At 61.7% G+C, this 20,703-nt stretch carries 12 protein-coding genes and 3 rRNA genes; all 15 read left to right on the forward strand.

All coding sequences use genetic code 11. The features are described from left to right. Positions 1 to 12: 12 nt before the first annotated feature. The 15 genes from ACWA1U_RS10480 (at position 13) to xerD (ending at position 20,685) form a co-directional block, all read left to right on the forward strand. Complete coding sequence (locus ACWA1U_RS10480) at positions 13 to 663, forward strand: DNA-3-methyladenine glycosylase (protein WP_463722131.1); 651 nt, start codon at positions 13 to 15, stop codon at positions 661 to 663. A 92-nt stretch (positions 664 to 755) separates the two neighbouring features. After that, complete coding sequence (locus ACWA1U_RS10485) at positions 756 to 3,005, forward strand: HelD family protein (protein WP_463722132.1); 2,250 nt, start codon at positions 756 to 758, stop codon at positions 3,003 to 3,005. Between the two features lie 49 nt (positions 3,006 to 3,054). Continuing rightward, a complete protein-coding gene (gene tyrS / locus ACWA1U_RS10490) occupies positions 3,055 to 4,341 on the forward strand; it encodes a tyrosine--tRNA ligase (protein ID WP_463722133.1) in 1,287 nt (428 codons plus the stop codon). 454 nt (positions 4,342 to 4,795) lie between these two features. Beyond that, positions 4,796 to 6,318: ribosomal RNA gene (locus ACWA1U_RS10495) — 16S ribosomal RNA — on the forward strand. A 559-nt stretch (positions 6,319 to 6,877) separates the two neighbouring features. Beyond that, positions 6,878 to 10,036: ribosomal RNA gene (locus ACWA1U_RS10500) — 23S ribosomal RNA — on the forward strand. Positions 10,037 to 10,222: 186 nt separating this feature from the next. Next, positions 10,223 to 10,339, forward strand: a 5S ribosomal RNA gene (gene rrf, locus ACWA1U_RS10505). Together the 16S, 23S and 5S rRNA genes form the textbook arrangement of a ribosomal RNA operon. A 192-nt stretch (positions 10,340 to 10,531) precedes the next feature. Continuing rightward, positions 10,532 to 12,559, forward strand: a complete 2,028-nt coding sequence (locus ACWA1U_RS10510) for a hypothetical protein (protein ID WP_463722134.1) — start codon at positions 10,532 to 10,534, stop codon at positions 12,557 to 12,559. Continuing rightward, positions 12,552 to 13,556, forward strand: coding sequence for an HAD-IIA family hydrolase (locus ACWA1U_RS10515; RefSeq protein WP_463722135.1), 1,005 nt, complete (start codon positions 12,552 to 12,554; stop codon positions 13,554 to 13,556). Before ACWA1U_RS10510 ends, ACWA1U_RS10515 begins: the two co-directional genes overlap by 8 nt. Positions 13,557 to 13,574: 18 nt before the next feature. After that, positions 13,575 to 13,793 carry a hypothetical protein gene (locus tag ACWA1U_RS10520; protein ID WP_463722136.1) on the forward strand — a complete coding sequence of 73 codons (219 nt, stop codon included), beginning with the start codon at positions 13,575 to 13,577 and terminating at the stop codon, positions 13,791 to 13,793. Further along, positions 13,793 to 14,650 (forward strand): TlyA family RNA methyltransferase, encoded by an 858-nt coding sequence (locus ACWA1U_RS10525; RefSeq protein WP_463722137.1) that lies wholly within the window; start codon positions 13,793 to 13,795, stop codon positions 14,648 to 14,650. Before ACWA1U_RS10520 ends, ACWA1U_RS10525 begins: the two co-directional genes overlap by 1 nt. Before the next feature lie 14 nt (positions 14,651 to 14,664). After that, complete coding sequence (locus tag ACWA1U_RS10530) at positions 14,665 to 15,591, forward strand: NAD kinase (RefSeq protein ID WP_463722138.1); 927 nt, start codon at positions 14,665 to 14,667, stop codon at positions 15,589 to 15,591. After that, entirely contained in the window at positions 15,588 to 17,309 is a 1,722-nt protein-coding gene (recN, locus tag ACWA1U_RS10535) for a DNA repair protein RecN (RefSeq protein WP_463722139.1), read from the forward strand. Before ACWA1U_RS10530 ends, recN begins: the two co-directional genes overlap by 4 nt. Further along, positions 17,306 to 19,012 (forward strand): CTP synthase, encoded by a 1,707-nt coding sequence (locus ACWA1U_RS10540; RefSeq protein WP_463722140.1) that lies wholly within the window; start codon positions 17,306 to 17,308, stop codon positions 19,010 to 19,012. The genes recN and ACWA1U_RS10540 overlap by 4 nt, the downstream gene beginning before the upstream one ends. 2 nt (positions 19,013 to 19,014) lie before the next feature. Next, complete coding sequence (locus ACWA1U_RS10545; protein WP_463722141.1) at positions 19,015 to 19,698, forward strand: NUDIX domain-containing protein; 684 nt, start codon at positions 19,015 to 19,017, stop codon at positions 19,696 to 19,698. 66 nt (positions 19,699 to 19,764) lie between these two features. Continuing rightward, entirely contained in the window at positions 19,765 to 20,685 is a 921-nt protein-coding gene (gene xerD / locus ACWA1U_RS10550; protein WP_463725017.1) for a site-specific tyrosine recombinase XerD, read from the forward strand. Positions 20,686 to 20,703 lie beyond the last annotated feature (18 nt).

The following is a 20,703-nucleotide window of genomic DNA, read 5'->3' on the forward strand; positions in this document are numbered from 1 at the left end:
ACGGTCAGGGGCGTGGACCCCGCACACGACCGTAGCCGCCTGGCCAAGCCTGCAATCGACGTCGCACCGCTTCTCCTTGGGGCGAGCCTGACGCACGACGACGGCACGGAGTCGGTCACGGTCCGCGTCACCGAGGTGGAGGCTTACATGGGATCGGAAGATCCGGGCTCCCACGCCTTCCGCGGCCAGACCGCCCGTAATGCCACGATGTTCGGTGCCGCCGGCCACCTGTACGTCTATTTCACCTACGGCATGCACTACTGCGCCAACGTGGTGTGCGGTGTCCCGGGTGACGCAACGGGGCTGCTGCTGCGTGCAGGGGTAGTGACCGGTGGGCTGGACACAGCACGACGACGGCGGGCGAATCCGCGCTCGGACCGGGACCTCGCGCGCGGCCCGGCACGCCTGGCACAGGCGCTGGGTATCGACCGCAGCCTGGACGGCGCCGACCTTTTCGGTGGCCGGCTCCTGCTCACGCTCCCGGAGCACCCGGTCGATGCAGCAAAGGTAGCCCGCGGGCCCAGGGTGGGCGTCAGCGGACCCGGAGGAACAGATTCCTACCCATGGCGGTACTGGCTCGCCGGGGAGCCAACGGTCTCCGTCTACCGGGCGGCGAAAGCCCGCGTCCGCGCACCGGCGGACGGCCTTCGACCGGACGGTTGAGGACCCAATCGCCGCCTGGCGGCGGCGATCATGGAAAAACGATGCGTGGGGGATAGAATTGACGGTCCGCCTTGGCGAGAGGGAAACGCACAATGCCTGAACTGTCTTCAGCCAACACCGAGCTGGAACATGAGCGCAACTACGTAGCCGGCTTGTACCAGCGGCTCGACGAACTACGGGCAGAGAAACAGGACCAGCTTGATCAGGTCCGGCGGACGGTCGCGGCCGGTTCGCACCAGAACCGTTCCGAGCGTGATGCGTTCGCCACCATGTATGAGGACCGGCTGGCGCAGTTGAATGCTGTGGATGACCGCCTGGTGTTCGGGCGCCTGGATCTCGACAACGGCGATGAACGCTACATTGGCCGCATCGGGCTCTCCACCAAGGACCTTCAGCAGCTCATGGTTGACTGGCGTGCGCCGGAAGCCGGCACGTTCTATCAGGCCACGGCTTTTGAGCGCATGGGGGTGAGGCGGCGCCGTCATCTGATGCTGTCCAAGCGGGATGTCGTTGCGATCGAGGATGACGTACTGGACGCTGCCATGCTCGTTGACTCTTCTCTCCAGGGCGAGGGTGCGCTGCTCGCCGCCCTGAATTCGCGCCGCACGGGGCAGATGTCCGACATCGTCGGCACCATCCAGTCCGAACAGGACCGCATCATCCGCGCGTCACTGCCCGGCGTCGTCGTCGTGCAGGGCGGTCCAGGCACCGGCAAGACCGCCGTGGCGCTCCACCGCGCGGCCTACCTGTTGTACACGCACCGGGAGCGGCTGAAGTCTGCGGGCGTCCTGCTCGTCGGGCCAACTGATGCGTTCATGCGGTACATCGAACGGGTTCTTCCCTCCCTCGGCGAGACCGGCGTCGTCATGGCGAGTATCGGCAGCCTGATGCCGGGCATCCACGCCGCCCCCGAGCCGCGCGATGACGTCGCGGCCGTGAAGGGACGCCTGGACATGGTCGACGTCGTCGCACGCGCGGTAGCCAACCGCCAGCGCATACCCGCTGAGGATCGCCGTCTGAATGTCGAGGGAAGCTTCCTTACGCTGACGCCGAGGCAGGTGCGCCGCGCCCGCGACCGTGCACGCGCCACCGGCAAGCCGCACAACGAGGCCCGCACCACCTTCGTGAAGATCATGCTCCGCGAGCTGACCGAACAGCTGACCGAGCTTCTTGAGGAATCCTCGGGGATGGGCAACACAGCGGACCGCTCCTACCTTGCTGAAGACGTGCGGTCCGCCCGCGATGTCCGGGTTGCGCTCAACCTCGCCTGGATGCCAATGACACCGGAGAAGCTCCTCCGCGACCTGTACAGCAAACCGGCTCAGTTGGAGGCAGCGGCTCCGCAGCTCACCGAAGCCGAGCGCGCACTGCTTCTTCGTGCGGAGGATGCCCCCTGGACGGAAGCGGACGTCCCCCTGCTGGATGAAGCCGCGGAACTGCTCGGTGACCTTGACGCCACAGCTGGTAGGAGCATGGCGGAGAAGGAACAGGAACGACGCCGGGACCTCGCCAACGCCGAACGCGCGCTGGAGAACATGAACGCGTCCCTGGAAGACTCTGGTGTAGACGGTGTGCTCACCGCCGAGGCTCTCGCCGACCACAATATGGTGACTGACGTCCGGCTCACTGCTGCGGAGAGGGCCACCGGCGACAGGACCTGGGCCTACGGGCATGTAGTGGTGGATGAAGCGCAGGAGCTTTCGCCAATGCAGTGGCGCCTGCTGATGCGTAAGTGCCCGCTGAAGTCATTCACCGTTGTGGGAGACATTGCCCAGACCAGTTCCATCGCGGGATCGCGGTCCTGGCGGCAGGCCCTGGAGCCCTTCGTCGGTGAACGCTGGCAGCTTGAGGAGCTCACGGTCAACTACCGCACACCCGCGCAGATCGCCGAGGCTGCAGTGCGGATGGCCAATGCGGCGGGACTGGCTGTGTCTGCTCCCAAGGCTGTCCGGGAGGGTCAGTGGGACCCGGTTATCGACAGGGTGCCGGAACTCATTCCCGCGGTGTTGGAGGCGCTGCCCGTCGAGCTGGAAACGGTGCGAGGCGGGCTGCTGGCCATCATTGTTCCCGACCGGCTGGTGGCTGAGGTGCGCTCCTCGGTACGCGAGGTGTATGGCGAACGAGTGGGGATCGGGGCTGGCGGCCCTGGGCAGGACATCGTGGTCATCACTCCACGTGAATCGAAAGGGCTTGAGTTCGACACTGTCATGGTCCTGGAGCCGGCGGAGATGCTCAAGCCTGAACACGTGCAGATCGGTGATCTGTACGTTGCGATGACGCGTCCCACTCAGCGGCTGCGTCTTATCTCCTCCGGTGAAATACCCGAGGGCATTGAGGGCTGATATTTTGAATGCTGTGCGCCAACCTACCGATTCCCCTGACAATTCCATGATGACCCAGCAGAATGACCAGTCCTTCGACAGCCTCTGGCAGGAGTTGAAGTGGCGGGGGCTGGTTCACGTCTCCACCGACGAGGTTGAGTTGGAGAAGTTGCTCGCCGGGAATCCCATCACGTACTACTGCGGCTTTGATCCCACGGCTGCGAGCCTGCACCTGGGCAACCTTGTGCAGCTGCTGACCATGCGGCGCCTCCAGTTAGCGGGCCACAAACCGATCGGCCTGGTGGGAGGTTCCACTGGACTGGTCGGAGACCCCAAACCTTCCGCCGAGCGCACCATGAACACCAAGGAAACGGTGGGCGAGTGGGTAGGTTACCTTCAAGGCCAGGTGCAAAAGTTCCTCAGCTTCGAAGGCGACAACGCCGCACGGATGGTCAACAACCTGGACTGGACCGCGCCCATGAGCGTGGTCGACTTCCTTCGGGATGTTGGCAAGTACTACCGGGTCGGAACAATGATCAAGAAGGATATTGTGGCGTCCCGACTCAACTCCGAGGAGGGCATCAGCTACGCGGAGTTCAGCTACCAGATCCTCCAGGGGATGGATTACCTACACCTGCACCGGGACCATGGATGCGTCCTGCAGACGGGTGGATCCGATCAATGGGGCAATCTGACCAGCGGAACCGAACTGATTCGCAAGGTGGAGGGAAAGACCGTCCACGCGATCGGCACGCCGCTCATCACTAATTCCGACGGCACCAAGTTCGGGAAGAGTGAGGGCAACGCCATCTGGCTGGACCCAGCCATGACAACCCCATACGCCATGTACCAGTTCTGGCTCAACGCATCCGATGCCGACGTCCTGGACCGGATGAAGGTCTTTACCTTCCGGTCGCGGGCCGAAATCGAGGAGTTCGGAGAAGCAGTGGCTAGCCGGCCGCATCTCCGGGAAGCTCAGCGCGCCCTGGCTTTCGAGGTGACCTCGTTGGTTCACGGGGTAGAGGCGACAGAAAATGCCATAGCGGCGTCGGCCGCGCTGTTCGGGCAGGGAGACTTGTCCCGACTGGACGAAGCCACCCTTCGCGCTGCAACGGCTGAGCTGCCGAGCGCGAAGATCGACGCCGGCGGCCTGGGGATCATCGACCTTCTGGTGGCGAGCGGGCTTGCCCCGAGCAACTCTGCTGCCCGCCGGACAGTGTCCGACGGCGGTGCGTACGTCAACAACGAAAAGGTCACCGATGCTGACACGTTGGTGGGAAAGGAGCAGTTGCTTCACGGCCGCTACCTGCTCCTCCGGCGTGGAAAGCGGACCCTGGCGACCGTCGAAGTCAGCTAGCAAGCGAGTGTTGCGCGGAGGATTTGCGCGGCCCGGATCGGGCGTGTAATGTCTTCTGAGTTGCCGCCGATGAGTGGCAACCAACCCCTCCTAAATCTCAACGGCACGGGCGTGCGCTCAGCGCAGTAGCCCGAAGTTCCGGTTGATTCTAGGTGGGCGGATTCGGATTTATTCCGGCAAATTCAGCGAAATAGCGGATTTGACAGAAGTAATTCGGATGAATTAGATTTGTGAATACCGCAGCACGGAAATGCAAATAAATTTGCAGAGTATGTGAATTGCTTCTGTTGTTTGAGAACTCAATAGTGTGCCATGTTTGTTGATACCGATTGTTTTTTGATTGGTTGATTTGCTGGTCATCTCACCTCGTGGGGTGGCTGGTTTTTTGGCTGGTTTCGAATTTTGTGCAGCATTGGCCTTCTTTTTCCGGGGGTTGGTGTTGTGTTCGTAGTTTTTTACGGAGAGTTTGATCCTGGCTCAGGATGAACGCTGGCGGCGTGCTTAACACATGCAAGTCGAACGATGATCCTCAGCTTGCTGGGGGGATTAGTGGCGAACGGGTGAGTAACACGTGAGTAACCTGCCCTTGACTCTGGGATAAGCCTGGGAAACTGGGTCTAATACTGGATACGACCGACTATCGCATGGTGGTTGGTGGAAAGCTTTTGTGGTTTTGGATGGACTCGCGGCCTATCAGCTTGTTGGTGGGGTAATGGCCTACCAAGGCGACGACGGGTAGCCGGCCTGAGAGGGTGGACGGCCACACTGGGACTGAGACACGGCCCAGACTCCTACGGGAGGCAGCAGTGGGGAATATTGCACAATGGGCGCAAGCCTGATGCAGCGACGCCGCGTGAGGGATGAAGGCCTTCGGGTTGTAAACCTCTTTCAGTAGGGAAGAAGCGAAAGTGACGGTACCTGCAGAAGAAGCGCCGGCTAACTACGTGCCAGCAGCCGCGGTAATACGTAGGGCGCAAGCGTTATCCGGAATTATTGGGCGTAAAGAGCTCGTAGGCGGTTTGTCGCGTCTGCCGTGAAAGTCCGGGGCTTAACCCCGGATCTGCGGTGGGTACGGGCAGACTTGAGTGATGTAGGGGAGACTGGAATTCCTGGTGTAGCGGTGAAATGCGCAGATATCAGGAGGAACACCGATGGCGAAGGCAGGTCTCTGGGCATTAACTGACGCTGAGGAGCGAAAGCATGGGGAGCGAACAGGATTAGATACCCTGGTAGTCCATGCCGTAAACGTTGGGCACTAGGTGTGGGGGACATTCCACGTTTTCCGCGCCGTAGCTAACGCATTAAGTGCCCCGCCTGGGGAGTACGGCCGCAAGGCTAAAACTCAAAGGAATTGACGGGGGCCCGCACAAGCGGCGGAGCATGCGGATTAATTCGATGCAACGCGAAGAACCTTACCAAGGCTTGACATGAACCGGAACGGCGCAGAGATGTGTCGGCCACTTGTGGCCGGTTTACAGGTGGTGCATGGTTGTCGTCAGCTCGTGTCGTGAGATGTTGGGTTAAGTCCCGCAACGAGCGCAACCCTCGTTCCATGTTGCCAGCGGGTTATGCCGGGGACTCATGGGAGACTGCCGGGGTCAACTCGGAGGAAGGTGGGGACGACGTCAAATCATCATGCCCCTTATGTCTTGGGCTTCACGCATGCTACAATGGCCGGTACAAAGGGTTGCGATGCTGTGAGGTGGAGCTAATCCCAAAAAGCCGGTCTCAGTTCGGATTGAGGTCTGCAACTCGACCTCATGAAGTCGGAGTCGCTAGTAATCGCAGATCAGCAACGCTGCGGTGAATACGTTCCCGGGCCTTGTACACACCGCCCGTCAAGTCACGAAAGTTGGTAACACCCGAAGCCGGTGGCCTAACCCTTTTGGGGGGGAGCCGTCGAAGGTGGGACCGGCGATTGGGACTAAGTCGTAACAAGGTAGCCGTACCGGAAGGTGCGGCTGGATCACCTCCTTTCTAAGGAGCGCCTACAACTTTCTGTTCATCCCGTTGTTGGGGTGTGGGGGTTGTCAGGAGTATGCCCATTGCGCAGGCGTTTGTTCTGCGGTGGGTGCTCATGGGTGGAATATCAACGAAATTGTGGTGGCTGGTGCTGTTGATTGTGTTGAGTACGGGCTTGTTCTTGTGTGTTCTCGTGTAGTGCGGGGATGTGTGGGGGTGGGTTGTGGAAAGGCGTGGTTGGTGGTGTTGGTTTCATCCTTTGGCACACTGTTGGGTCCTGAAGCAACAGGAGTCTGATCCTTTCGGGGGTTGGGTTTGTGGGGTTTCTGGTTTTCCTGGGCATGATTGCCTGCACTGTTCTCCTGTGAGAAGGGGTCTGTGGTTTGGTTGGATCGTAAGGGTCTGGCTGGGTTGCGGGGGTGTGGGTGGTGTGTGTTGGGGTTGTTGTTTGAGAACTGCATAGTGGACGCGAGCATCTTAAATTTTGTGTAATCGCGCATGATTCGTTGGCTGGCATTGTGTCTGTCCCTTTGTTGGGGTGGGTGTGGTGTTGGTTGTGGGTTGTGTGTGTTTTCGTCAAGTTTTTAAGGGCACACGGTGGATGCCTTGGCATCAGGAGCCGAAGAAGGACGTGGGAATCTGCGATAAGCCTGGGGGAGTTGATAACCGAACTTTGATCCCAGGATGTCCGAATGGGGAAACCCCGCCATGCGTACTTGTTGCGACGTGGTGACCCGTATCTGAACACATAGGGTACGTGGGGGGAACGTGGGGAAGTGAAACATCTCAGTACCCACAGGAAGAGAAAACAATAGTGATTCCGTTAGTAGTGGCGAGCGAACGCGGATGAGGCTAAACCAGTGGTGTGTGATAGCCGGCGGGCGTTGCATCTCTGGGGTTGCGGGACTTTCCGTATCAGCTCTGCCGGGCTGGTGAAGTGAGTGCAAGCGTATAGGTGAACGGGTTTGAAGGCCCGACCGGAGTGGGTGAGAGTCCCGTAGCTGTAATGCGTGTTGCCGCTTGGAGAGTATCCCAAGTAGTACGGGGCCCGAGAAATCCCGTGCGAATCTGCCAGGACCACCTGGTAAGCCTAAATACTCCCTGATGACCGATAGCGGACAAGTACCGTGAGGGAAAGGTGAAAAGTACCCCGGGAGGGGAGTGAAATAGTACCTGAAACCGTGTGCCTACAATCCGTCAGAGCAGGTGGTGATTTATCACTGTTCCTGTGATGGCGTGCCTTTTGAAGAATGAGCCTGCGAGTTAGTGTTACGTCGCGAGGTTAACCCGTGTGGGGTAGCCGTAGCGAAAGCGAGTCTGAATAGGGCGAGTGAGTGGCGTGATCTAGACCCGAAGCGAAGTGATCTACCCATGGCCAGGTTGAAGCGACGGTAAGACGTCGTGGAGGACCGAACCCACTTCAGTTGAAAATGGAGGGGATGAGCTGTGGGTAGGGGTGAAAGGCCAATCAAACTTCGTGATAGCTGGTTCTCCCCGAAATGCATTTAGGTGCAGCGTTGCGTGTTTCTTGCCGGAGGTAGAGCTACTGGATGGCCGATGGGCCCTACAAGGTTACTGACGTCAGCCAAACTCCGAATGCCGGTAAGTGAGAGCGCAGCAGTGAGACTGTGGGGGATAAGCTTCATAGTCGAGAGGGAAACAGCCCAGACCACCAACTAAGGCCCCTAAGCGTGTGCTAAGTGGGAAAGGATGTGGAGTTGCTCAGACAACCAGGAGGTTGGCTTAGAAGCAGCCATCCTTGAAAGAGTGCGTAATAGCTCACTGGTCAAGTGATTCCGCGCCGACAATGTAGCGGGGCTCAAGTACACCGCCGAAGTTGTGGATTTCAAACAATAACCCAGCTGGCCCTTTGGGGTTGGTTCAGGTGTTTGGAGTGGTAGGGGAGCGTCGTGTGGGCAGTGAAGTCGCGGTGTAAACCAGCGGTGGAGCCTACACGAGTGAGAATGCAGGCATGAGTAGCGAAAGACGGGTGAGAAACCCGTCCGCCGAATGATCAAGGGTTCCAGGGTCAAGCTAATCTGCCCTGGGTAAGTCGGGACCTAAGGCGAGGCCGACAGGCGTAGTCGATGGACAACGGGTTGATATTCCCGTACCGGTGAAGAACCGCCCATACTGAACAAGGGATACTAACCACCCAAACCATTTTCCAGTGCCCTTCGGGGACAGTGTTAGTGGGGAGCGTGGGACCTGATCTTGGGAGGTAAGCGTATTAACAGGTGTGACGCAGGAAGGTAGTCGGGCCAGGCGATGGTTGTCCTGGTCTAAGGGTGTAGGAGGGATCATAGGTAAATCCGTGGTCCTGGTTTAGATACCGACTTTGAGACCCGATGGGCCCCACTTTGGTGGGGATCCGGTGATCCTATGCTGCCTAGAAAAGCATCGGCGTGAGGTTCCAACTGCCCGTACCCCAAACCGACACAGGTGATCAGGTAGAGAATACTAAGGCGATCGAGAGAATTATGGTTAAGGAACTCGGCAAAATGCCCCCGTAACTTCGGGAGAAGGGGGGCCCCAACCGTGAACCACACTTGCTGTGGGGAGGCGGATCGGGGCCGCAGAGACCAGGGGGAAGCGACTGTTTACTAAAAACACAGGTCCGTGCGAAGTCGCAAGACGATGTATACGGACTGACTCCTGCCCGGTGCTGGAAGGTTAAGAGGACCGGTTAGCCCCTTGTGGGCGAAGCTGGGAATTTAAGCCCCAGTAAACGGCGGTGGTAACTATAACCATCCTAAGGTAGCGAAATTCCTTGTCGGGTAAGTTCCGACCTGCACGAATGGAGTAACGACTTCCCCGCTGTCTCAACCATAAACTCGGCGAAATTGCACTACGAGTAAAGATGCTCGTTACGCGCAGCAGGACGGAAAGACCCCGAGACCTTCACTATAGTTTGGTATTGGTGTTCGGTGTGGCTTGTGTAGGATAGGTGGGAGACTGTGAAGCTTGGACGCTAGTTCAGGTGGAGTCATCGTTGAAATACCACTCTGGTCACTCTGGATATCTAACTTCGGCCCGTAATCCGGGTCAGGGACAGTGCCTGATGGGTAGTTTAACTGGGGCGGTTGCCTCCTAAAAAGTAACGGAGGCGCCCAAAGGTTCCCTCAGCCTGGTTGGCAATCAGGTGGCGAGTGTAAGTGCACAAGGGAGCTTGACTGTGAGAGAGACATCTCAAGCAGGGACGAAAGTCGGGACTAGTGATCCGGCGGTACATTGTGGAATGGCCGTCGCTCAACGGATAAAAGGTACCTCGGGGATAACAGGCTGATCTTGCCCAAGAGTCCATATCGACGGCATGGTTTGGCACCTCGATGTCGGCTCGTCGCATCCTGGGGCTGGAGTAGGTCCCAAGGGTTGGGCTGTTCGCCCATTAAAGCGGTACGCGAGCTGGGTTTAGAACGTCGTGAGACAGTTCGGTCCCTATCCGCTGCGCGCGCAGGAAATTTGAGAAGGGCTGTCCTTAGTACGAGAGGACCGGGACGGACGAACCTCTGGTGTGTCAGTTGTACTGCCAAGTGCACCGCTGATTAGCTACGTTCGGATGGGATAACCGCTGAAAGCATCTAAGCGGGAAGCCTGCTTCGAGATGAGATTTCCATACACATATCGTGTGAGAGGCCCCCAGCCAGACCACTGGGTTGATAGGCCGGATGTGGAAGCGAGGACTAACGACTCGTGAAGCTGACCGGTACTAATAAGCCGATAACTTGACACCACACAAAACATGTAATGCTACGCGTCCACTATGCGGTTCCCAACCAACAACCCCGGGAACCAAACACAACAAAATACACACAACTAAACACAGAGTTGTAACCACAATTTTCCCACCCCCCAACCACCCACACCCCCCACCAAAAAGGGGCAAAAGGGCAGGACACGGGGGGACGGGTAAACGAGTTACGGCGGTCATAGCGTGGGGGAAACGCCCGGTCCCATTCCGAACCCGGAAGCTAAGACCCACAGCGCCGATGGTACTGCACCCGAGAGAGTGTGGGAGAGTAGGACACCGCCGGACAACACTTAGCACTGAGGCTCCGACCATTCTGTCGGAGCCTCAGTCATTTAACGGCCCTTCACCGGATCCGCGACCCTTCCCTACAATGGGAGAAGGGTCCTGCCCGGAATCGAAGACACGACACATATATCAAAAGCGAGAGCGTCCGACGCCCAGGTCAGGTCAGCTCATGACGAGAGGAATCACACTGCCATGGCTGATCAGGACCGCACGCGCGGACAGGACAACGAGCGTCGGGATGAACGCCGCAGCAGCGATTCAGAAGCCCGTGGGGCAGGGGGGCCGGAACGGCGTGGCTTCAACCGCCCTAACGCTGATCGCAAGGACTCTCCGCGCGTAAACGATGACCGCCCCCGGCGTGAAACCCCACCGGGAGAGCGCCGTTCCGGTGGATTCAACCGTGATGCCGGTGAGCGTCGTTCCGGTGGGCCTTCGCGTGAGCGTGATAGTGGTGAGCGTCGTGGTGCGGGTTCGGGTTTCAACCGTGATGCCGGTGAGCGTCGCTCCGGTGGATACAGCCGGGACAACTCAGGCAGAAGTAGCGAAGGACGTCCAGAGCGTGGCCAGCGCCAGCCGTTTGGCCGTCCCAGCGGCGCGCCTGATGCCGGCAACAGTGCTGGTTCATGGCGTGATCGCCCCTCACGGGACAATGACGGCCGCACAGAAAACCGGGGCTTCAAGGGAGGCGCACCTTCGCGCGGAGGAAGCAGCCGCGAAGCAGGTGCTTTCCGCAAGGAAGATGACTCCCGGCGGAGCTTCCGCGAGCCTGGTTCGCGTACCGGCAGGGCCCCCGAGCGTCGTGATGGTCCCCGTTCAGGAGGGGCCGAGCGCGGTAGCTACCGTGACGCAGGGGAGCGAAACAATGACCGCGCTCCTCGGAGCAATGAAGCGGGAAGACGAACCGATTCAGGATTCCGGGGACGGGAAGGCAACAATGCCGGGCGCGGCGGATCTTCCTTCGGCGGCGATAGGGAGCAGCGGAGTTTTGGATCCGGCGACCGTGAGCAGCGGGGATACAATGCTGGCGGTCGCGGAGACGAGCGGCGAACTGATGCGCCAAGGCGTTTCGACGGGTCTCGGGACAACGGCCCACGGGACAACGGGCCTGCGGACTCACCGTTTGCCCGTCCACACAATGCACGTGACCTGCGCAGTGCCAACCGCCCGGACCGCGAGCGTTCACCGGAGATCGATGAGGACGTCACCGGCAGCGAGCTCGACAAGATCACTCGCGCTCAGATCCGCAACCTGGAAGAGCGCAGCGCCCTCTGGGTTTCCAAGCACCTGGTCATGGCAGGCCGGCTGATTGACGACGAGCCCGAGCTGGCGTTCCAGCATGCGCTGGCTGCAAGCCGCCGCGGAGGCCGTCTCGCCGTCGTGCGCGAAGCCGTGGGCCTCACAGCCTACGCTGCAGGGCACTATGGGGAAGCTCTGCGGGAGTTCCGCACTTATCGGCGCATCAGCGGTTCGAATGACCATTTGCCGATCATGGCCGACTGCGAGCGGGGACTGGGGCGCCCTGACCGTGCCATTGACCTTGCACAATCCGACGACGCTACCCAGCTCGACACCGCGGGGAAGGTGGAGCTTGCGATCGTCGTGTCGGGTGCGCGGGCCGATCTTGGCCAGCACGACGCGGCTGTTGCCGCCCTTGAAGTCCCGCAACTGACGAAGAACCGTGCGTTCAGCTATAGCCCACGCCTCTTCCGCGCTTATGCGGAGGCACTGGGCGTAGTCGGCCGCACGGAGGAAGCCGCTTCCTGGCTTCGTCAGGCAGATGTTGCCGAGAATGCCCTCGGTGTGGGCGCCTTTGCCGACCCGGACATCATCGACCTGGCTGGAGATGATGAGGAGCCAACCCTTGACCGCCAGGCCGCTGCAGGAACGATCCAGGCGGTCGCCTCCCAAGAGGCCGAAGATGAGAACAGCTCCTCCGGTTCAGCGAGCGGTGAGGCTGAGCAGGGCGACAAGGCTGATGAGAACGGTGAAGCTGAGCAGGGCGATAAGGCTAAAGAGCATGGTGAAGCTGGAGAGGCGGCTGAGACTGAACTGAGCGACGGCGGGTCCCCCGAGGCTGAGGCAGTCGAGTCTGAGGCGACCAAGCCTGATTCGGGTGACGTTGAATCAGCTGACAATGGACCGGACGATACCGATTCAACGGACATGGTTGCTGACAACACTGATTCAACCGCGGCCACGGATACCGCTGATCGTGACTGAAAGTGGGGGCCCAGCCCTCGTCGACCGTTTCGAAGCGCTGCTGGCTGACCTGGATGGTGTCGTTTACGCGGGCCCCTCGGCGATTCCCGGTGCAATCGAGTCACTTGAGGCGCTGGAGGGCAGGGGGGTTGCGCTGGCCTACATTACGAACAACGCCTCCAGATCCTCGGCCGACGTCGCTGCGCATCTGCAGGAGCTCGGCGCGCCAGCAACGGCGGAACAGGTGTTCGGGTCAGCACTCGCGGGGGCTGAGCTGCTGGCCGGCCTGGTCCCGGCCGGTGCCACCGTGCTCGTGACCGGGAGCACCATCCTGGCACAGCACGTCGCGGACCAGGGTCTGGTCCCCGTGTCGACCGCTGACCCCATTCCCGACGCCGTTATCCAGGGTTTCGAGCCGTCGCTCGGCTGGAGGGACCTGGCTGAAGCTGCTTTCGCAGTGGCCGGAGGGGCAGTTTGGGTCGCGACCAACACCGATATGTCCATTCCCCAGGCGCGCGGTATTGCTCCTGGTAACGGCACGCTTGTCGCGGCGGTTGCTGCAGCCACAGGCGAACGGCCGAAAGTGGCAGGCAAGCCTGAAGCACAGCTGTTTACGACGGCGGCAAAGCACCTCGGCGCCAACCGCGCGCTTGTGGTGGGAGATCGGCTCGACACCGACATCCTCGGCGGGAATCGGGCCGGCATGGAAACAGCGCTGGTGCTCACCGGCGTTGACAGCTGGACCAACGCACTTGCTGCTGTGACGGATCAACGGCCAACGTACCTGCTCCGGGACCTGTGCGACCTTCACCGCCCGTACCCGGAAACAGTGGAAACCGGTGGCGTGTTCGCCTGCGGGAACTCGAGTGCGGAAGTGCGGGACGGCGTCGTGGTCATGGCTGGCGGCCGCGATAACGTGGACACGTGGCGCGCGGCCTGCGCTGCCTGGTGGACTGCAACGCCGGAGCAGACCACAGTGGCTCTGCCGCCACTGCAGTTCGAGAACGACGGATCCTGACCGGGAGCGAGGTTTGGCATGTCATCGAGTGAGCGGTATCCGCTGGAGCAGGGCACGCTGCTGGACGGTTCGACGCCGGAATATCCCGTCTCGATCGCACCAACTGACGACGCAGCCGTTGACGGTTTGATCGGAGCGCTCGTGAACATTGCCGAGTTGCCTGAGAGTGAGCAGCCTGCGGCGTTCGAACAACTGCATGATGAGTTGCTTAGCGAACTCAACACCGAACACACCTGATGGCAAGACTTGACCAGGCGCTGGTTGCGCGCGGATTGGCACGGTCGCGTTCCCATGCCGCTGCGCTCATCGCGGAAGGGCGGGTGCTCCGTGCGGGCGCCGTAGCGGCCAAATCTTCCCAACGGGTTGAAGATGCAGAGGACCTGACAGTCACCGACGGGCCGCGCCCCGATTACCTGAGCCGCGCGGGGCACAAGCTCGACGGTGCACTGGCCGCGTTCCCCAACGTCCGCGTAGAGGGCCGCAGGTGCCTGGACGCGGGCGCTTCGACCGGAGGTTTCACCGACGTACTGCTTCGTCGCGGGGCCGCAGAGGTGGTTGCAGTTGACGTTGGGCACGGCCAGCTGGTGGACCAGCTTCGGAACCACCCGCACGTAAAAGTGCATGAGGGGATGAACGTCCGGTTCCTCGACCCTGTTGAGATTGGCGGCACGGTTGATCTGACGGTTGCTGACCTGTCCTTCATTTCCCTCACCCTCGTCATGGAACCGCTCGCCCGAGCTACGAAACCGGGCGGGGAACTTGTCCTCATGGTCAAGCCGCAGTTCGAGGTTGGCAGGAACGCACTCAACCGCACGGGAGTGGTGACGGATGAGGCCCTGAGGCGCGCCGCTGTCGTCGGGGTTGTCGGGTCCGCGCTGGCACTGGGCCTTCGGGTGGAGTCGGTTGCCCGCAGTCCTCTGGCCGGGCAGAACGGAAACGTGGAGTTCTTCGTGTGGATAAAGGTGCCGGGCGGTGGGATCGTGCCTAGTATCGAGGATGACGCAGCGTCGCGAGTGCATGATCGAGCCCAGGACCTGGTCCGGGCAAGTCCTGCATTTGAATCGGCGGCAGTGCGTGATGCCGCCTCCAACTGATACAACGGAGCGTAATGACTAGACGCATACTGGTACTCGCCCACACCGGCCGCCATGAAGCCATGGCTGCCGCGCAGGAAGCGTGTACCCGCCTTCATGCGGCCGGGTTGACGCCGGTGATGCGCGTTGAAGAATTGGCCGACATCCAGGCGGAGTATGGAATGCTCGCGGCTCCCACTGAAGCCCTGGGCACCGACGCTTCGCTGGAGGATATTGAGCTTGGCATGGTGCTCGGCGGAGACGGAACCATTCTCCGTGCGGCGGAGCTCATGCGCGGCACCGAAGTTCCACTGCTCGGAGTGAATCTTGGGCACGTCGGTTTCCTTGCCGAGAGTGAGCGGGCAGGTCTCGCAGAAGCCGTTCGCTGGGTAGTCGACAAGGATTACACGGTCGAGGAACGCATGGCCATCGACGTTAAAGTCTGGCAGGGCGACCAGCTGGCCGCCCAGACCTGGGCCCTGAACGAAGCCGCAATCGAGAAAGCCAACCGGGAGCGGATGATCGAGGTTGTGCTCGAAGTGGACGGCCGCCCGGTCAGTTCCTTCGGTTGCGACGGAGTGGTGCTTGCCACCCCCACCGGGTCGACGGCGTATGCGTTCTCCTCCGGTGGGCCAGTGGTGTGGCCGGAAGTCGAGGCGCTGCTCGTCGCCCCGATCAGCGCCCACGCACTGTTCGCCAAGCCGCTCGTCGTTGCGCCGACATCGTTGTTGGCCGTTGAAATACTGTCGCGGACTGACGCACCCGGTGTGCTCTGGTGCGACGGACGCCGGACCGTGGACCTCCCACCCGGCTCACGCGTGGAGGCAACGCGTTCCGACACCCCCGTACGTCTGGCCCGCACCCACCAGACCCCGTTCTCCGAGCGGCTGGTCCGTAAGTTCGCGCTCCCCACCCAGGGCTGGCGCGGGCCAGTCACCCACGAGGCGGAAGCGTCAGGATGATCGAGGAAATCCGCATCCGCGACCTCGGCGTCATCGCCGACGCAACACTTTCCCTCGGCACTGGGTTCACGGTAGTCACGGGTGAAACCGGTGCTGGAAAAACGATGGTGCTCTCCGCACTGGGGCTGCTCATGGGCGCAAGGTCCGACGCCGGGGCTGTCCGCCTGGGTGCGAAGGGCGCGTCCGCGGAAGCGGTGGTCCGCGTCGATTCCGGCGGCTCGGCAGCACAGCGCGCGCTGGAGGCGGGCGCGGAGCTGGAAGAGTACGACGACGGCGGCGCCGGGCTGATCCTCGCGCGGACCGTCAGCAGCGACGGCCGGAGCCGGGCTTACGTTGGCGGTCGCGCTGCCCCTGCCGCGGTGCTTGCGGAAGTCGGGGAGAAGCTCGTTGTGGTCCACGGGCAATCGGACCAGTTACGCCTGCGGGGTGCAGGGGCGCAGCGGGAGGCACTCGATAAGTTCGGCGGCAGTGAGCTTGCTGCCGCGCTCACCTCCTACCAGTCCGCCTTCCGGCGGTGGCGGGAGGTGACGGCTGAACTTGACGCCCTGCGCAACGCTGAGCGGGACCGCCTTCGGGAAGCAGAGTCCCTGCGGTCCGCACTCGAGGAAATTGACGCCGTCGACCCCAGGCCCGATGAAGACGAGGCACTGAAGACCGAAGCGATGAAGCTCGGGAACGTGGAAGAGCTTCGGACGGCAGCGGCTGAAGCCCACCAGGCGCTCGTGTCCGGTGAGTTCCCGGAAACCGGTGACGCGATTACCCTCGTGGACGTTGCAAAGCGGCAGCTCGAAGCGGTCGGCGCGCACGACGCCGAATTGGATACCCTCGCCGAACGGTTGGCGGAAGTAGGGTACATCCTCGCTGATATCTCGACAGAGCTGGCAGGTTACGCGGCGTCGATTGATTCCGACGGACCGGGTCGGTTGGCGGAGGTCGAGGCACGGCGGGCGGAGCTGAACGTCCTCATCCGCAAGTACGCTCCGACCATCAACGAAGTGCTGGAGTGGACCGCGGCCAGCCGTGAACGCCTCGAGGAAATCAGCGGAGATTCGAACCGCATTGAGGAATTGCACCAGGAAGCCGCAGCGCTTGAGGATCGTGTCCGCACGGAGGCCGGGTTGCTCACGGCGTTGCGTCAGACCGCTGCGGGGGAGCTCTCCGCCCGGGTCAGTGCTGAACTGACGGCGCTTGCAATGCCCGATGCACAACTCATCATCGAGGTTGTATCCACGGACGCACCCGGCGCGTTGGGGGCCGACGACGTCGCGTTCTCCCTCCAGCCGCACGCCGGGTCCGCACCGCGGCCGCTCGGTAAGGGCGCGTCGGGCGGTGAACTCTCGAGGGTAATGCTCGCGATCGAGGTGGTGCTCGCCGCCGTCGACCCTGTACCAACGTTTGTGTTCGATGAAGTGGACGCCGGCGTCGGGGGCAAGGCCGCCGTCGAAATCGGGCGCAGGCTCGCCATGCTCGCGCGCCATGTTCAGGTTGTTGTCGTCACGCACCTGCCGCAGGTCGCCGCCTTCGCCTCGCACCACATCCGGGTGACCAAAAGCCGGGCCGCCGACGGCGGATTCACGGCCAGCGACGTCGAAGTCCTTCCCGACTCCGAGCGGGTGCGGGAACTGGCCCGGATGCTGGCCGGCCAGGAAGAATCCGCAAGTGCCCAGGCACACGCGGAAGAACTGCTGCTTGATGCAGCGCGCACAACAGCTAAGTGATAGTCTCGAACCCCGTGGTGCAGCAAACAATCTCCCGGTTCTCAAAGTCCGCAAAGACTACCAAGCACATCTTCGTTACAGGTGGCGTGGCGTCCTCTCTAGGCAAGGGACTGACGGCCTCCAGCCTCGGGCACCTCCTGAGGGCGCGCGGACTTTCCGTGACAATGCAGAAGCTGGATCCGTATCTCAACGTTGATCCCGGCACTATGAATCCATTCCAGCACGGTGAGGTCTTCGTGACCGACGACGGCGCCGAAACGGACCTGGACATCGGCCACTACGAGCGCTTCCTCGATGAGAGCCTTGACGGCTCCGCCAACGTCACCACCGGCCAGATCTACTCGACGGTGATCGCCAAGGAACGCCGCGGCGAGTACTTGGGAGACACTGTGCAGGTCATCCCGCACATCACCGACGAGATCAAGCGGCGCATGCGCCTGCCAGCAGAGCCCTCAGCATCGCGCAAGGTCGCCCCCGACGTCATCATCACCGAAATCGGCGGCACCGTAGGCGACATCGAGTCCCAGCCCTTCCTCGAGTCCGCACGGCAGGTGCGGCAGGACATCGGCCGTAACAACGTCTTCTTCCTGCACGTCTCCCTGGTTCCGTACATCGGTCCGTCCCAGGAACTGAAGACCAAGCCCACACAGCACTCCGTTGCAATGCTCCGCTCCATCGGTATCCAGCCTGATGCAATTGTCATCCGGTCCGACCGCGAGGTTCCCGATGCGATGCGCGCAAAGATCGGGCGCATGTGCGACGTCGACATCGACGCCGTCGTCAATGCAGCTGATGCCCCAAGCATCTACGACATCCCCAAGACCCTTCACGCCCAGGGTCTTGACGCATACATCGTGCAGGCGCTTGACCTGAAGTTCAAGGACGTGAACTGGTCGAAGTGGAACAAGCTCCTCGACGCGGTGCACTATCCGAAGCACCACGTTGAAATCGCGCTGGTCGGCAAGTACATCGACCTCCCCGACGCCTACCTTTCCGTGACCGAGGCGCTGCGCGCGGGCGGATTCGCGAACAAGGCCAAGGTGCAGATCCGCTGGGTCCCCTCCGACGAGTGCGCCACCGAAGAGGGTGCGGCCAAGGCACTGGAAGGTGTCGACGCCATCTGCGTTCCGGGAGGATTCGGCATCCGCGGCCTTGAGGGCAAGCTGGGTGCGTTGCGGTATTCACGTGAGAACGGCGTGCCGACGCTCGGATTGTGCCTCGGCCTGCAGTGCATGGTGATCGAGTATGCCCGTAACGTTGTTGGACTCAAGGGCGCCTCCTCCACAGAGTTTGAGCCCGAAACTGACTTCCCGGTCATCGCCACCATGGCGGAGCAGCTCGAGATTGTTGCCGGCGAGGGAGACATGGGCGGCACCATGCGCCTCGGCCTGTGGGAAGCCAAGCTCAAGGAAGGTTCCCTGACGGCGAAGACCTATGGCCGCACGGACGTGAGCGAGCGTCACCGGCACCGCTACGAAGTCAATAACGAGTACCGCGACAAGCTCGAAGCAGCAGGTCTGGTCGTTTCCGGAACCACAACCGACGGCAACCTGGTCGAGTTCGTTGAGCTTCGCGCCAAAACCCACCCATATTACATTTCCACTCAGGCGCACCCTGAGCTCAGCTCCCGTCCCACCCGGCCGCACCCGCTCTTCGCCGGCCTGGTCAAGGCTGCGCTTACCCGCCGGGGCATCAAGGCCTAAATGTGGAACCGCAGCAGCAGCGTCCAGTGATAGCGGACCGGCAGAGTCCGCGCCGGCTGCTCGACTCTGCAGCGGCGTTCAAGGGGAAGATATGGGACGTCGTCCGTGAGACTTTCAAGCTGCACGACGACGGCGAGCCCATCACCCGCGAGTTCATCGAACATCCCGGCGCGGTGGCAATTCTGGCGATGGATCGGGATGAGCGGGTCCTTCTGATCCGCCAGTACCGGCACCCGGTGCGGATGGACCTGTGGGAAATCCCGGCGGGCCTGCTGGACGTCGATGGAGAAGAGTTTGTTGTCGCAGCGGCACGCGAACTCGCCGAGGAAGCGGACATCACCGCCGGGTCCTGGCATGTCCTGACGGACCTCTTCCTCTCACCGGGGTCATCGAGCGAAGCACTCAGGATCTACCTTGCCCAGGGCATTTCACAGGTTCCGGTGGAACAGCGGCACACCCGCACACACGAGGAAGCCGAAATCGAGCTTGAGTGGATTCCGCTGCAGGAAGCTGTGGACGCTGTCCTGGCTGGCCGGATCCACAGCCCGTCGGCCGCCGCCGCGGTGCTGGCCGCGGCTGTTGCAAAAGCCGGTGGATACGCAGCCCTTCGACCGGCCGAATCGCCGTGGCCGGAACACCCGAGCCAGCACCACACGTGGGCCGCCGGCCCGGTTTTGAAAGACTGACGTGGCGTGGAAGGCGTGAAAGCCGCAGTTCGGGATGAGCTGCTGTCCACCCCGCCGGGCCGGTTGATGAGCGAATATCTGCAGCACATGCTGGTGGAGCGCGGACTCTCAGCGAATACCCTCGCCGCCTACCGCCGTGATCTGCTTCGCTATCAGCGGTTCCTCGCGGCCCAGGGGATCGAATCGATCAGCCAGGTCACTCGCCACGTGGTTTCGGCCTTCTCGCAGGGTCTGGCAACGGGCGACGACGGTCAGTCGCCCCTAAGCCCCCGGTCGGCCGCGCGAACGGTCGTAGCGGTGCGGGGGCTGCACCGGTTCCTGGCACTTGAGGGCACCACTTCCACTGATCCAGCCGAGGACGTCCATCCCCCAACGGCGGGGCAACGGCTTCCGAAAGCAATTTCTGTTGATGATGTCACGCGCATCCTCGAAGCTGTGGACACATCCACATCAGCGGGACTCCGGGACAGGGCGTTGCTTGAGTTTCTCTATTCGACAGGGGCACGGATCAGCGAGGCTGTCGGACTGGACGTCGATGACGTGTCCGTGGACCCAGCCCTGGATGGTCCCGCCGTCGTCCGTTTGCTTGGGAAAGGTTCGAAGGAGCGCCTGGTGCCCCTCGGGTCCTATGCGGCCCGCGCCGTCGGAGCTTACCTGGTGCGGGCCCGCCCGGCGCTCGCGGCCGGCGCCACCGTGAAGAACGCGGCACCGGCGCTGTTTCTGAATCTGCGCGGCGGTCGGCTGAGCAGACAGAGTGCCTGGACCATTTTGAAGGCAGCGGCGGAACGCGCGAACGTCACCGGGGAAGTCTCACCTCACACCCTCCGCCACTCCTTCGCGACACACCTGCTCCAGGGCGGAGCGGACGTCCGTGTGGTGCAGGAACTGTTGGGACACGCTTCGGTGACCACGACCCAGGTCTACACGCTCGTGACCGCTGACACCCTGCGCGAAATCTACGCCGCGGCGCACCCTCGCGCACTTTAATCCGTTCAGTTTCAGATT

It is taken from the genome of Arthrobacter sp. TRD_SC_6 (genome assembly GCF_055361185.1).